This window comes from Kitasatospora misakiensis (assembly GCF_042656005.1).
Taxonomy (GTDB): Bacteria; Actinomycetota; Actinomycetes; order Streptomycetales; family Streptomycetaceae; genus Kitasatospora; species Kitasatospora misakiensis.
In genome coordinates this window covers 23,844-36,941 of sequence record NZ_JBHSOF010000067.1, presented here as the reverse complement: position 1 = coordinate 36,941, position 13,098 = coordinate 23,844, and the positions used below count along the sequence as shown (strand labels likewise).

General features: G+C 72.9%; 12 protein-coding genes. 8 read left to right on the top strand and 4 right to left on the bottom strand.

The features are described 5' to 3' along the window. The first annotated feature begins 285 nt into the window (after positions 1-285). From ACFP3U_RS33045 to ACFP3U_RS33030, 4 genes are all read left to right on the top strand, one after another. Positions 286-2,880 (top strand): DUF4118 domain-containing protein, encoded by a 2,595-nt coding sequence (locus ACFP3U_RS33045; protein WP_380229443.1) that lies wholly within the window; start codon positions 286-288, stop codon positions 2,878-2,880. A 127-nt stretch (positions 2,881-3,007) separates the two neighbouring features. Then, positions 3,008-3,688 (top strand): response regulator, encoded by a 681-nt coding sequence (locus ACFP3U_RS33040; RefSeq protein ID WP_380229442.1) that lies wholly within the window; start codon positions 3,008-3,010, stop codon positions 3,686-3,688. Positions 3,689-3,808: 120 nt separating this feature from the next. Then, positions 3,809-4,216 (top strand): OB-fold nucleic acid binding domain-containing protein, encoded by a 408-nt coding sequence (locus ACFP3U_RS33035; protein ID WP_078881880.1) that lies wholly within the window; start codon positions 3,809-3,811, stop codon positions 4,214-4,216. Continuing rightward, entirely contained in the window at positions 4,213-4,989 is a 777-nt protein-coding gene (locus tag ACFP3U_RS33030; protein ID WP_380229441.1) for a DUF3159 domain-containing protein, read from the top strand. The genes ACFP3U_RS33035 and ACFP3U_RS33030 overlap by 4 nt, the downstream gene beginning before the upstream one ends. Positions 4,990-5,104: 115 nt before the next feature. On the opposite strand, the gene ACFP3U_RS33025 is transcribed toward ACFP3U_RS33030, so the two are convergent. Together ACFP3U_RS33025 and ACFP3U_RS33020 are read right to left on the bottom strand one after the other, a co-directional pair. Next, positions 5,105-5,779, bottom strand: a complete 675-nt coding sequence (locus tag ACFP3U_RS33025; protein WP_380229440.1) for a potassium channel family protein — start codon at positions 5,777-5,779, stop codon at positions 5,105-5,107. Continuing rightward, on the bottom strand, positions 5,779-6,447 hold the full coding sequence (locus ACFP3U_RS33020; protein ID WP_380229439.1) for a potassium channel family protein: 669 nt from the start codon (positions 6,445-6,447) through the stop codon (positions 5,779-5,781). Before ACFP3U_RS33020 ends, ACFP3U_RS33025 begins: the two co-directional genes overlap by 1 nt. A gap of 259 nt (positions 6,448-6,706) precedes the next feature. Here ACFP3U_RS33020 and ACFP3U_RS33015 point away from each other — a divergent pair, with 259 nt between their 5' ends. Together ACFP3U_RS33015 and ACFP3U_RS33010 are read left to right on the top strand one after the other, a co-directional pair. Beyond that, a complete protein-coding gene (locus tag ACFP3U_RS33015; protein WP_380229447.1) occupies positions 6,707-8,773 on the top strand; it encodes an APC family permease in 2,067 nt (688 codons plus the stop codon). Between the two features lie 497 nt (positions 8,774-9,270). Further along, positions 9,271-10,569, top strand: a complete 1,299-nt coding sequence (locus tag ACFP3U_RS33010) for a class I SAM-dependent RNA methyltransferase (protein ID WP_380229446.1) — start codon at positions 9,271-9,273, stop codon at positions 10,567-10,569. Positions 10,570-10,673: 104 nt separating this feature from the next. Here the strand turns inward: ACFP3U_RS33010 and ACFP3U_RS33005 are convergent, their stop codons facing one another. Further along, positions 10,674-10,871: a hypothetical protein gene (locus ACFP3U_RS33005; protein ID WP_380229438.1), complete on the bottom strand. Its 198-nt coding sequence runs from the start codon at positions 10,869-10,871 to the stop codon at positions 10,674-10,676. Between the two features lie 223 nt (positions 10,872-11,094). Here ACFP3U_RS33005 and ACFP3U_RS33000 point away from each other — a divergent pair, with 223 nt between their 5' ends. Both ACFP3U_RS33000 and ACFP3U_RS32995 read left to right on the top strand, forming a co-directional pair. Beyond that, complete coding sequence (locus ACFP3U_RS33000) at positions 11,095-11,340, top strand: toxin-antitoxin system HicB family antitoxin (RefSeq protein WP_380229437.1); 246 nt, start codon at positions 11,095-11,097, stop codon at positions 11,338-11,340. Further along, positions 11,337-11,759: a fic family toxin-antitoxin system, toxin component gene (locus tag ACFP3U_RS32995; protein WP_380229436.1), complete on the top strand. Its 423-nt coding sequence runs from the start codon at positions 11,337-11,339 to the stop codon at positions 11,757-11,759. The genes ACFP3U_RS33000 and ACFP3U_RS32995 overlap by 4 nt, the downstream gene beginning before the upstream one ends. Positions 11,760-11,825: 66 nt before the next feature. Here ACFP3U_RS32995 and ACFP3U_RS32990 read toward each other — a convergent pair whose 3' ends face one another. Continuing rightward, positions 11,826-12,653 carry a GNAT family N-acetyltransferase gene (locus ACFP3U_RS32990; RefSeq protein WP_380229445.1) on the bottom strand — a complete coding sequence of 276 codons (828 nt, stop codon included), beginning with the start codon at positions 12,651-12,653 and terminating at the stop codon, positions 11,826-11,828. Positions 12,654-13,098 lie beyond the last annotated feature (445 nt).

The following is a 13,098-nucleotide window of genomic DNA, read 5'->3' as shown; positions in this document are numbered from 1 at the left end:
GGGGGACCCTGTGGGAGAGTAGGACGCCGCCGAACAATCATTCCAAAGAACCCCCATCCGGGATCCGGATGGGGGTTCTTTGCGTTTACCGCCATTTCCGCCACGGCACTTGCCGGCAGCTGCCCTCCGCCCCGGAGCCCCATCAAAATGGCGCTAAAACTCCCAGCTCAGAGCCCGGATCGCTGGCAAAACGGCGCCTGCGCCGTAGTCTCGAAGGCGAAGGGAACTGGTGTCCGGGATGGTCCGGGATGGCAGCCAGGTTCGGCCGGATCAAGAATGGTGCACATGGGACGCGGCAGGCTACGGATCTACCTCGGGGCGGCCCCCGGGGTCGGCAAGACGTACGCCATGCTCGCGGAGGCCCACCGGCGGCTGGAGCGCGGCACGGACGTCGTGGTGGCGTTCGTCGAGGACCACGGGCGCCGGCACACGGCGGCGCGGGCGGGCGGTCTGGAGCTGGTGCCCCGGCGGGAGCTGACGCATCGCGGCGCCGTGTTCACCGAGATGGACCTGGACGCGGTGCTGGCGCGCCGGCCGCAGGTGGCGCTGGTGGACGAGCTGGCGCACACCAATGTGCCGGGGTGCCGGCACGAGAAGCGGTGGCAGGACGTCGAGGAACTGCTCGCGGCCGGGATCGACGTCATATCGACGGTGAACATCCAGCACCTGGAGTCGCTCGGCGACGTCGTCGAGGGCATCACGGGGGTGCGGCAGCGGGAGACGGTGCCGGACGAGGTGGTGCGGCGGGCGGACCAGATCGAGCTGGTCGACATGTCGCCGCAGGCGCTGCGGCGCCGCCTCGCGCACGGCAACGTGTACGCGCCGGAGAAGATCGACGCGGCGCTCGCCAACTACTTCCGGCCGGGGAACCTGACGGCGCTGCGGGAACTGGCGCTGCTGTGGACGGCCGACCGGGTCGACGAGTACCTGCAGAACTACCGGGCCGAGCAGGGGATCCAGGGCGTCTGGCAGGCGCGTGAGCGGATCGTGGTCGGTCTGACGGGCGGTCCGGAGGGTGCCACGCTGATCCGGCGGGCGGCCCGGATCGCGGCCCGCGGATCGGGCGGTGAGCTGCTGGCCGTGCACATCTCCCGCTCGGACGGGCTGGCGGGCTCCGGTTCGGGGTCGTCGCAGGCGCTGATCGAGCAGCGGGCGCTGGTGGAGAGCCTGGGGGGTTCGTACCACGCGGTGCTGGGCGACGATCCGGCCGCCGGACTGCTGGAGTTCGCGCGGGGGGTGAACGCCACCCAGATCGTGCTCGGCACCAGCCGCCGGCCGGCCTGGCAGTACGTCTACGGCCCGGGGGTGAGCGGCACGGTGACCCGCGAGTCGGGCGACATCGACGTGCACATCGTCACGCACGAGCACGCGGCGAAGGGGCGTGGGCGGATCCCGATCCGCAAGGTGACCGATCTGGGCCGGACGCGGACGATCGCGGGTTGGCTGATCGGCGTGGCGGGGCCGCCGCTGCTGGCGCTGCTGCTGGTCAACATCGACGGTCTCGGCCTGACCACGGACATGCTGCTGTTCCTGTCGTTGACGGTCTGCGCGGCGCTGGTGGGCGGGCTGTTCCCGGCGATCGCCTCGGCGCTGGTCGCGTCCTCGGCGCTGAACTACTACTTCGCTCCGCCGATCCACACCTTCACGATCGACGAGCCGCAGAACATCATGGCGGTGGCGATATTCACCGCGGTCGGCATCGCCGTGGCCAGCGTGGTGGACCTGGCGGCGCGGCGGACCCATCAGGCGGCCCGCAGCCAGACCGAGGCGCAGACGCTCAGCGCGCTCGCCGGCACGGTCCTGCGCGGGGCGCCGACTGGGGACGGGGTGCTGACCGCGTTGCTGGAACAGGTCAGGGAGACCTTCCAGCAGGAGGCGGCCGCGCTGCTGGAGCGGCCCGATCCGCTCGGGGCATGGCAGCCGGTGGCGACGGCGGGCCCGCGTCCGCCGGAGCGGCCGGAGACGGCCGACGTGGAGGTGCCGATCGGGGAGCACCTGGCCCTCGCGCTGCGCGGCCGGGTGCTGCCGGGCGAGGACCGCCGGCTGCTCGGGGCGTTCGCCGCCCAGGCGGCCGTGCTGCTGGAGCGCCGGCGGCTGGCCGGGGAGGCGGCGGCGGCCCGCCGGGAGGCGGAGGGCAACCGGATCCGGACCGCGCTGCTGGCCGCCGTCTCGCACGACCTGCGGACCCCGCTCGCCGGGATCAAGGCCTCGGTGAGCTCGCTCCGCTCGGCGGACGTGGAGTGGGACGAGGAGGACGAGGCGGAGCTGCTGGCCGGGATCGAGGCGGGGGCGGACCGGCTCGACCATCTGATCAACAACCTGCTCGACATGAGCCGGCTGCAGACCGGCACGGTCACCCCGCTGATCCAGGAGACCGACCTGGACGAGGTGGTGCCGTTCGCGCTGGGCGGTGTCCCGCCGGGGGCCGTCCGGTTGGACGTGCCGGAGTCCCTGCCGATGATCCGGGCGGACGGCGGGCTGCTGGAGCGCTCGCTGGCCAATCTGATTGAGAACGCCGTGAAGTACAGCCCCGTCGGTGTGAAGGTGCTGGTCAAGGCCGGTGCCCTGCGGTCGCCGGACGGGCCTGGCCGGGTGGAGCTGCGGATCGTGGACCGGGGGCCGGGGGTGCCGGAGGACGCCAAGGAGCGGATCTTCGCGCCGTTCCAGCGGTACGGCGACGCGCCGCGCGGGGCCGGGGTGGGCCTCGGCCTCGCGGTGGCGCGCGGCTTCGTCGAGGCGATGGACGGCACCGTGACCGCCGAGGACACCCCGGGCGGCGGGCTGACCATGGTGGTCACGCTTCCGGCCGCCGAGCGCGTGCCCGAGCCGGGGGACGGGTGGGAGCCGGTCGGGCCGGAACTCCCAGCGGCTCCCGCATGATCGTCTCCCACGCCCCGGACAGACCGCGTAGACCAGGCCGACCAGGCGCACCGGCCGCACCAGCCACCGCGTCCCACCTTCCGAACGACCATCCCCCGATCCGACAGCCCCGAAAGGCGGAGCCCGTATGACCCGGGTCCTCGTCGTGGACGACGAACCGCAGATCGTCCGCGCGCTGGTGATCAACCTCAAGGCCCGCAAGTACGAGGTCGACGCGGCGCACGACGGCGCGAGCGCCCTGGAGCTCGCCGCCGCCCGCCACCCCGACGTCGTCGTCCTCGACCTCGGTCTGCCCGACATGGACGGGGTCGAGGTGATCAGGGGCCTGCGCGGCTGGACCAGGGTGCCGATCATCGTGCTCTCCGCCCGGCACGCCTCCGACGAGAAGGTCGAGGCCTTGGACGCGGGCGCCGACGACTACGTCACCAAGCCCTTCGGCATGGACGAGCTGCTCGCCCGGATGCGCGCCGCCGTCCGCCGGGCCGAGCCGGTCAGCGGGGAGGACGACTCGGTGGTGGTCACCGACAGCTTCACCGTCGACCTGGCGGCGAAGAAGGTGAACCGGGACGGCACCGATGTGCGCCTTACCCCGACCGAGTGGCATCTGCTGGAGGTCCTGGTCCGCAACGCCGGCCGGCTGGTCAGCCAGACCCAGCTGCTCCAGGAGGTGTGGGGGCCGGCCTACCGCACCGAGACGAACTATCTGCGGGTCTACCTCGCCCAGCTGCGGCGCAAGCTCGAACGGGACCCCTCGCACCCGCGCCACTTCATCACCGAACCGGGCATGGGCTACCGCTTCGAGGGCTGAGCGGGCGGGCCGTCCCGCCGCCCCGGCGGCCGTCGTGGGACGTCCGGCGCGGGCCCGCGGCGGCCCCGGGCGGGTTGCGCGGCCTGCCGCCGGGGGGCCCGGAACCGGTACCCTTCCGACATGAGTGGTGACAACAGCAGCGGCCAGCCGCAGGGGCGTTTTCGCCGCATGCTCAGTCGGCTGACCTCCTCCGCGGAGGAGCTCGAGGCCGAGGAGCTGCGTCAGGAGAGCGCGGCGGAGTCGGGCTGTACTCCGATCGCCAGCTGCGGGGACCGGCAACTGGTCACCGTCGCGGGCACCCTGCGCACCGTGACGCTCCGCCCGCGGGCCGGTGTGCCGGCCCTGGAGGCGGAGCTCTTCGACGGCACCGAGGCGCTGGACGTGGTCTGGCTCGGTCGCCGCTCCATCATGGGCATCGAGCCGGGGCGCCGTCTGGTCGCCAGCGGCCGGATCAGCCACGCACGCGGTCGGCGGGTTCTGTTCAACCCCCGCTACGAGCTGCGTCCGGTCGGACACGGGAGCGAATGAGCGTGAGCAACCAGCCCGGCGGCGATTCCGCCGCCCAGCTCGGCCCGGTGTCGACCCTCGACGAGGAGGCGGCCCGGGCGGCGGCCTCCCGGGAGGCGGCCGACACGGTGATGAAGGCCTTCGGCGGTGTCCGGGGCATGATCGACATGACCCTGCCCGGCCTGGTCTTCATCGTCACGTACAACATCACCCACAAGGTGCCCGCCGCGGCCTGGGCGGCGCTCGCGCTGAGCGCGCTGTTCGTGGTGGCGCGGCTGCTGAAGCGGGAGACCGTCCAGCACGCCTTCAGCGGCGTGTTCGGCGTGGCCATCGGCGCCTGGATCTCGATGAAGACCGGCAAGGCGGAGAACTTCTACCTGCCGGGTCTGCTCTGGAACGTCGGCTACTGCGTGGGCCTGGCGGTCTCGGCGCTGGTCCGCTGGCCGCTGATCGGCATCATGCTCGGCCCGGTCACCGGCGAGATGTTCACCTGGCGCAAGGAGAACCCGGGCCGGCTGGCCGCCTACACGAAGGCCACCTGGGCCTGGGTGCTGATCATGGGCATCAAGCCGGTGATCCTCTTCCCGCTGTACTTCACCCACAACGTCAATCTGCTGGGCTGGCTCAAGGTCGCCCTGGGCATCCCGCCGCTGCTGCTGGCGATGTACGTGACCTGGCAGATCCTGCTGAAGGCGCCGCCGCCGATCAAGGCGCAGCTGGACGATGAGCCGGAGCCTGAGCCGGCGCAGCCCGGTCGGGACCACTCCGCCGGCGGGTCCGCCCGGGGGAACTGACACCCGCCTGCCACGACCCGCCTGCCACGACCGACCGCAGGACCGTACGGCCGAGGGCCCGCACTCACGAAGAGTGCGGGCCCTCGGCCGTACACGGCGTCCGGGCGTTCGGCGCCTAGGACGGGGAGCCGGGCGTGCCGGAGAGCAGGTCCTCCAGCTCCTCCTCGCGCTCCTGGGCGGCCACGAAGAGCAGTTCGTCGCCGCCCTCCAGGGTGTCGTCCTTGCGCGGCACCAGGACCCGGCCCTCGCGGATGATCGTCACCAGGGCGGTGTCCTGCGGCCAGGCCACGTCGCCGACCCGGGTGCCGACCAGCTCGGTGTCGGAGGCCAGGGTCAGCTCGACCAGGTTGGCGTTGCCCTGGCTGAAGCGCATCAGCCGGACCAGGTCGCCGACGCTGACCGCCTCCTCGACCAGGGCGGACATCAGGCGCGGGGTGGAGACGGCGACGTCCACGCCCCAGGACTCGTTGAAGAGCCACTCGTTCTTCGGGTTGTTCACCCGGGCGACGACGCGCGGCACCCCGTACTCGGTCTTGGCGAGCAGCGAGACGACCAGGTTGACCTTGTCGTCACCGGTCGCGGCGATCACCACGTGGCAGCGCTGCAGCGCCGCCTCGTCGAGCGAGGTGATCTCGCAGGCGTCGGCCAGCAGCCACTCCGCCATGGGGACCCGCTCCACCGAGATGGAGTTCGGGTTCTTGTCGATCAGCAGGACCTCGTGGCCGTTCTCCAGCAGCTCGCCCGCGATCGAGCGGCCGACCGCACCGGCCCCGGCAATGGCGACTCGCATCAGTGACCCTCTCTCTCCGGGCCCTGCGCGAACGCGGCCTCGACGGCTGTCAGGTCGGCCCGGCGCAGCATCACGTGCACCAGGTCGCCCTCCTGCACCACCATCTGGGACGTGGGCAGGACGCCCTCGCCGAGCCGGGTGAGGAACGCCACCCGGGTGCCGGAGGCCTCCTCCAGCTCGCTCAGCCGGTGGCCGACCCACTCGGGGGCGTAGGCGACCTCGGCGAGCTGGACGGCGCCGCTCGGGTCCTGCCAGAGCGGCTCGGCGCCGCTCGGCAGCAGCCGGCGCAGCATCTGGTCGGCCGTCCAGCGGACGGTGGCGACGGTCGGGATACCCAGCCGCTGGTAGACCTCGGCGCGCCGGGGGTCGTAGATCCGGGCCGCGACGTTCTCCACACCGAAGTTCTCGCGGGCCACCCGGGCGGCGATGATGTTGGAGTTGTCACCGCTGGAGACGGCGGCGAAGGCGCCCGCCTCCTCGATGCCCGCCTCCTTCAGGGTGTCCTGGTCGAAGCCGACCCCGGTCACCCGGCGCCCGTTGAACCCGGCACCCAGCCGACGGAACGAGGTCGGGTCCTGGTCGACCACGGCCACCGAGTGGCCCTGTTTCTCCAGCGCGCGGGCGAGCGCGGAGCCCACCCGGCCGCAGCCCATGATGACGATGTGCACCGGCGCTACCTCACCCGTCCCGTTGGGGCCATGACCTGCGCAAACACCGCTCAATCTCCGTTTCCCCGCCCCGCTGTCGGGGGCGGGCGTCCTCGTGTGGCTCGGTACGACAACCTGAGTGTTGCCGCCCTGCTCGTATCCGACACGCTAGCCGGTCCACCGAACACAGTCGCGACGAAGGGGGGCACCAAGGCGGGCAGGAAGGGGGTGGCCCGTCGGACCGCGCGCCGGACTACCCCTACGATTCCTTAACGTGCCTATGCCGACTGACCTACCGAAACGCATCCTCATCGGGCGTGCGTTGCGCAGCGACAAGCTGGGGGAGACGCTGCTCCCCAAGCGCATCGCGCTGCCCGTCTTCGCCTCGGACGCGCTCTCCTCGGTCGCGTACGCGCCCGAGGAGATCCTGCTGACGCTCTCCCTGGCGGGTGCCTCGGCCATCCATTTCTCGTGGCAGATCGGCGTCGTCGTCGCCATCGTCATGCTCGCGGTGGTCGCCTCGTACCGGCAGAACGTGCACGCCTACCCGAGCGGCGGCGGCGACTACGAGGTCGCCACCGTGAACCACGGCCCCAACTCCGGCCTGGTGGTCGCGAGCGCGCTGATGGTCGACTACATCCTCACCGTCGCGGTCTCCACCACCTCGGGCGTGGCCAACGTGGTGTCGGCGGTGCCGGCGCTGCGCGGCCACGAGCTGACCCTGTCGGTCGTCGTGGTCATCCTGCTGATGGGGATGAACCTGCGCGGCGTCCGGGAGTCCGGGTCGGCCTTCGCCGTCCCGACGTACGCCTTCATGGTGGGCGTGGTCGGCATGGTGGTGTACGGAGTGTTCCGGCACTTCGGGCTGGGGCAGGAGATGCCCGCCGAGAGCGCGGGCTTCCACCTGCAGGCGACCGCCGGGAACGAGTCCCTGGCCGGCTTCGCCATGGTGTTCCTGCTGCTCAAGGCGTTCTCCTCGGGCTGTGCGGCGCTGACCGGCGTGGAGGCGATCTCCAACGGCGTGCCGGCGTTCCGCAAGCCGAAGAGCAAGAACGCGGCGACCACCCTGCTGATGATGGCCAGCGTCGCCGTGGTGATGTTCATGGGCATCATCTGGCTGGCCCGGCTGACCGGCGTCCAGATGGCCGAGGAGCCCGCGCACCAGCTGGTCGGCGTGCCCGGCGACTACCACCAGAAGACCGCGCTGGCCCAGATCAGCGAGGCCGTGTTCTCGAACTTCACGCCGGGCTTCTACTTCGTCGCCGCCGTCACCGGCCTGATCCTGGTGCTGGCCGCGAACACCGCGTTCAACGGCTTCCCGGTGCTGGGCTCGATCCTGGCCCAGGACCGCTACCTGCCGCGCCAGCTGCACACCCGCGGCGACCGGCTGGCCTTCTCCAACGGCATCATCCTGCTGGCGCTGGCCGCGATCCTGTTCATCGTCGCCTTCGACGCGGACCCGACCCGGCTGATCCAGCTCTACATCGTCGGCGTCTTCGTGTCGTTCAACATGAGCCAGTCCGGCATGATCCGGCACTGGACCAGGAACCTGCGCACCGAGACCGACCCGGCCAAGCGCCGCCACATGCAGCGCAGCCGGGCGATCAACACCTTCGGCCTGGTGATGACCATGGCGGTGCTGATCGTGGTGCTCGCCACCAAGATCAGCCACGCCTGGATCGCCATCGCGGCGATGGTCGTGCTGTTCGTGATGATGAAGGCGATCCGCCGGCACTACGACCGGGTCTCCGCGGAGCTCGTCGCCGCGGAGGAGCCGGACGACGTGGTGCTGCCGACCCGGGTGCACGCCATCGTCCTGGTCTCCAAGCTGCACAAGCCGGCGCTGCGCGCGCTGGCGTACGCCCGGCTCGCCCGCGCGCACACCCTGGAGGCGGTGACCGTGAACGTCGATCCGGTGGACACCGCGGCGCTGCGCGCGGAGTGGGACGAGCGCGGGATCGAGGTGCCGCTCAAGGTGCTGGACTCGCCGTTCCGCGAGATCACCGGCCCGGTGCTGGACTACGTGAAGAACCTGCGCCGCAGCAGCCCGCGCGACGTGGTCTCGGTGTACATCCCGGAGTACGTGGTCGGTCACTGGTACGAGCACCTGCTGCACAACCAGAGCGCGCTGCGGCTCAAGGGCCGGCTGCTGTTCAAGCCGGGTGTGATGGTGACCTCGGTGCCGTGGCAGCTGGAGTCGTCCGAGCGGCGCAAGCCGCAGAAGGCCTGGTCGGCGCCGGGTGCCGTCCGGCGTGGTGAGCCCCGGGCGCCGAAGGCCGTAAAGTCGGAAGTCTCGGCGAAGCCCGCCGGGTCGGCTGACAGCAGCAAGAAGGACTCCTCCCAGTGACCCGCAACACCCCGTCTCGTTCCAACGGCTCCTCGGGCAAGGGTGCCCGCAAGGGCGGTTCCTCCGGCCGGCCCGGGCAGGTCGCCCGGCCGCGCTGGGGCAAGCCGTCGCGGCCGGAGGCGACCGACCGCGACGGGTTCACCGCGCGGACGGCGCCGCTCGCGCCGGAGGAGCGCGCTCCGGAGCGCTCCCCCGAGCCTTCTCCCGAGCGCGCGCCGCGTGCCGGGCGCCCCGAGCGCGGTGAGCGCACCGAACGGTCCGAGCGGCCCGAGCGGTCCGGCCGCGGTGAGGCCCGCGGGGACCGGGCCGGCCAGCCGGCGCAGCAGGGCCGGCAGGGCCAGCAGCGCGAGCAGGGCCAGCAGGCGCAGCAGGGGCAGGGAGAGGCGAAGGGCGGCGCGCGTGCGCGCAAGCAGGCCGTGCTCCCGCCCCGCGCGCTGCGCTCCACCACCCGCGCGCCCCGGGCCGAGGCCGCGCCCAAGGCGCCCGCCGGCGACCCGCTGGTCGGCGAGCGCTACGAGGTCGAGGTCGGCCCGGTCGCCCACGGCGGCGGCCACTGCGTGGCCCGGCACGAGGGCCGGGTCGTGTTCGTCCGGCACGCGCTGCCGGGCGAGAAGGTGATCGCGCAGATCACCGAGGGCACCACCGCCTCGCGCTTCCTGCGCGCCGACGCGGTGGAGATCCTGGAGCCCGCCAAGGACCGGATCGCCCCGCCGTGCCCGTTCTCCGGGCCCGGCAAGTGCGGCGGCTGCGACTGGCAGCACGTGACGCCCGGCGGCCAGCGCAAGCTCAAGGTGCAGGTGCTGACCGAGCAGCTGGCCAAGCTGGCCGACCTGACCCCGGTCGAGGCCGGCTGGGACGGCAGCGTCGAGCCGGTCGGCGGCAAGCTGCCGGCCGGGCAGGTGCCGGCCTGGCGCACCCGCGTCCAGTACGCCGTCGACCCGGCGACCGGCAAGGTGGGGCTGCGCAAGCACCGCTCGCACGACATCCAGCCGATCGACCGCTGCCTGATCGCCGCCGAGGGCGTCACCGAGCTGGGCGTGGAGGCCCACGACTGGCCGGGCGTCGCCTCGGTCGAGGCGATCGCCGCCTCCGGCTCCTCCGACCGCCAGGTGGTGCTCACCCCGGCGCCGGGCGCCCAGCTGCCGCTGGTCGAGCTGGACCGCCCGGTCTCCATCAGTCGCATCGACGACCAGGGCAACTTCCACCGGGTGCACGGCCGCACCTTCGTGCGCGAGCGCGCCGTCGGGCGGACCTGGCGGGTCAGCAACGGCGGTTTCTGGCAGATCCACCCCGAGGCGCCGGACACCCTGGTCGACGCCGTCATGGACGGCCTGGACCCGCAGTGGGGCGAGAACGCGCTCGACCTGTACTGCGGGGTGGGCCTGTTCGCGGGCGCGCTGGCGGACCGGGTCGGCGAGGACGGCGCGGTGCTCGGCATCGAGTCCGGCAAGCAGGCGGTGGACGACGCCCGGCACAACCTGGCGGCGCTGGAGAACGTCCGGATCGAGTGCGACCGGGTGGAGACGCTGCTGCCGCGCACCGGCATCACCGCCACCGACCTCATCGTGCTCGACCCGCCGCGTGCGGGGGCCGGGCGGGAGACCGTCGCGCACCTGGCCGGGCTCGGCGCCCGCCGGATCGCGTACGTGGCGTGCGACCCGGCGGCGCTCGCCCGGGACCTCGCCTTCTTCCGCGAGGGCGGCTACCGGCCGGTCTCGCTGCGGGCGTTCGACCTGTTCCCGATGACGCACCACTTCGAGTGCGTGGCGATCCTGGAGCCGGTCGGGGGCGAGTAGCCGCCGGCCCGGCCGGACGGACGGGGCAAGGTAGGGCAGGACGGAGGCGGTACCCGGCGTTTCGCGGGTACCGCCTCCGTCGTGCCGTGGGCCCGTACGGCGGCTCAGGGCAGGTTGTGCTCCTCTTCCCGGGCGTCGTGCGGCAGGGTGACGCCGTGCTGGGCGGCGAGCCGGAGGAGTCCGGCGATCCGGCCCTCGTACGCCTGGACGCCGTCGGCGTCCCCCTCGGCCCGGGCGGCCGCGAGTTCCTTGCGGGCCTGGTCGAGCTGCTCGCGCAGCTCCTGGTCGAACATGGCTGTCATTGCCGGCCTCCACAACCGGTCGGTGCCGCTCCAGGGAATGCTCAGGGCACTTCAGAGTCTCCGAAGGTGAAGAACTCTTCAAGTCTCACTCCCGGCGGGCGCGGACGCGTCGGCCGGTGGGTAGGAGGTGCCCGGCGGGTCGCCCGGGGGCGTGCACGGCGGGGGCGTACGGCGGGATGCGCGCGCCCTTGTTGTGCTAGCACTTCAGCGCTAGCTTGAATTCATGGGTAAGAAGCAGCTGAACGTCCGGGTGGACGCCACCACCGCGGAGATGGCCCGGGAGCGGGCGGAGCAGCAGGGGATCAGCATGAACCAGTACATCGAGCGCCTGGTCCAGCACGACATGGGCGAGGCGGGGCGGGCGTTCGTCGACGCGGCCGCGCAGTTCATGAAGGAGTACGAGACGGCCTTCCTGGCCGAGTTCGCCGAGCCGCGCGGCGAGACCGACCTCCAGGACGTGCGCCGTTGAAACTGGAGGTCGACCTCTCATGGCTGCTCATGACCGCCGAGCAGTACACGCCCGGTGACCCGCAGGTCACCGACTACGGATCGCTGCTCGCCGCCGTCGCCCGGCACCAGGCCGAGATCTTCGACATCGCCGTCTACCCCGAGCCGCAGGACCGCGCCGCCGCACTGATGCACCAGCTGATCCGGGTGCCGGCCCTGGAGAAGACCAACGAACTGTTCGCCACCGCCGTCGCCTACGCCTACCTGGTGGCCAGCGGCTGCACGGTGGCGACCACCGCCCGGGAGGTGCGCAGCCTCGCCCGGGCCATCCGCGAGGGGCGGCTGACCGTCTCCGGGGTGGCGGACCGGCTGGCCGCCTGGGTGGTGGACGAGGCCGAGGACGAGGAGGTCAGCGGCGAGGAGGACGACGACTCGGACTGAGCGGCGCGGACCGGGAGGGGTGTCCGGCGGGGCGTCCGGCGGGGCGTCCGGGCCCGGGGCGGGGGCTCAGTGCGCCTCGTCGGCCGGCTCGGCGATCAGCGCCGTCGCGAACGGGCGGAAGCCCGCCCGGCGGTAGATCCGGGCCACGTCCTCGTCGGCGGCGGACAGGAACACCGTCCGCACCCCGTTGGCCCTGGCGTGCGCGACCAGGGCCGCGGTGACCGCCTGCCCGAGACCCCGGCGCCGCGCCGACGGGAGGGTCCCCACGCCGGCCACTTCGGTGACCTCGCCGACCGGGTTGTGCTGGCCCGCGCAGAGCGCCGTGCCGTCCCCGAACGCCGCGGCGACCACCGTCTGCCCGGCGGTGATCCGCTCCGCGAGCCGCTCCGCCGTGCCGTCGGCCCTCAACGCCTCGGTCCGCACGGCCAGTTCGGCCGGACCGGCGTTGCCCACACCGGTGCCCGGCTCGCCGAACGCCAGGTGCGGAACGGCCAGCGCCTCGGCGAGGGCCGGGTCGTCGGCGGCCAGCACGCGGACCGACACGCCGTCCGGGCCGTCCGTGCTCTGCTGCTCGCCCTGCTCGTCCTGCTCGTCCTGCGGGCCGAGCACCAGCAGCGGGTGCGCGTGCACCGTCAGCCCCGCCTCCTCCACGGCCGCGCGCAGCAGCGGGTCGTGCTCCGCCACCCACTCGAAGGCCTCCGGCAGGCCCAGCTCGCGCTGGCGGGCCAGCACCCGGCGGACGTCCTCGGCGGTGACCGCCGGGCCCTCGTGGCCCAGGGCCGGCCGGGCGTAGTACGGCCAGCCGGTGCCCTCGCGGACGAACAGGCTGAGCGGGCCGAAGTCCTCGACCCGGGCGGCGGTGCGCGGGACGGCGTCGTAGTAGCGCTCGATCACGTCGAGGAGGGTCGGGTCGGGCTGCGCCGCGGCGGCGGGGGAAGCGGCGGGGGAGGTGGTGGGGGAGGCGGCGGAAGCGGTGGGGGCGGCAAGATCGTCAGAGGTCACGCCGTGCATCCAAGCAGGCTCGTCGCGTTCCTGCCAGGGATTTGAACGGGTCCGCGCGGCACCGTCCGGAGGCCGCCCGGAGGCCGCCCGGAGGCCGCCCACCGGGCGTCCCCGGCAGACCGTCCCGGTACGGACGGCCGCCGCGGCCCGGGCCGGGGAACCGTCCACGACGCCCGGGGCGACCCGGGAACCAACGGGCCGCCCGGCTCGGGCACTTCGCCGCGATTGTTGCCCAACGCTTACCGGCCGGGCGATCTTGCGTGAGGGCCGCGTGGCATCCTGGGGCTTTTACAGCTCTGCCGGACGTGAACGGCGGACGTCCGCGCTGGGCGAAGCG

Excerpts from the sequence above, each read along its gene's own strand:
- ACFP3U_RS33045 (WP_380229443.1), top strand. The coding sequence starts at position 286 with ATGGGACGCGGCAGGCTACGGATCTACCTCGGGGCGGCCCCCGGGGTC.
- ACFP3U_RS33035 (WP_078881880.1), top strand. The coding sequence starts at position 3,809 with ATGAGTGGTGACAACAGCAGCGGCCAGCCGCAGGGGCGTTTTCGCCGC.
- ACFP3U_RS33030 (WP_380229441.1), top strand. The coding sequence starts at position 4,213 with ATGAGCGTGAGCAACCAGCCCGGCGGCGATTCCGCCGCCCAGCTCGGC.
- ACFP3U_RS33015 (WP_380229447.1), top strand. The coding sequence starts at position 6,707 with ATGCCGACTGACCTACCGAAACGCATCCTCATCGGGCGTGCGTTGCGC.
- ACFP3U_RS33000 (WP_380229437.1), top strand. The coding sequence starts at position 11,095 with ATGGGTAAGAAGCAGCTGAACGTCCGGGTGGACGCCACCACCGCGGAG.
- ACFP3U_RS33025 (WP_380229440.1), bottom strand. The coding sequence starts at position 5,779 with ATGCGAGTCGCCATTGCCGGGGCCGGTGCGGTCGGCCGCTCGATCGCG.
- ACFP3U_RS33040 (WP_380229442.1), top strand. The coding sequence starts at position 3,008 with ATGACCCGGGTCCTCGTCGTGGACGACGAACCGCAGATCGTCCGCGCG.
- ACFP3U_RS33005 (WP_380229438.1), bottom strand. The coding sequence starts at position 10,871 with ATGACAGCCATGTTCGACCAGGAGCTGCGCGAGCAGCTCGACCAGGCC.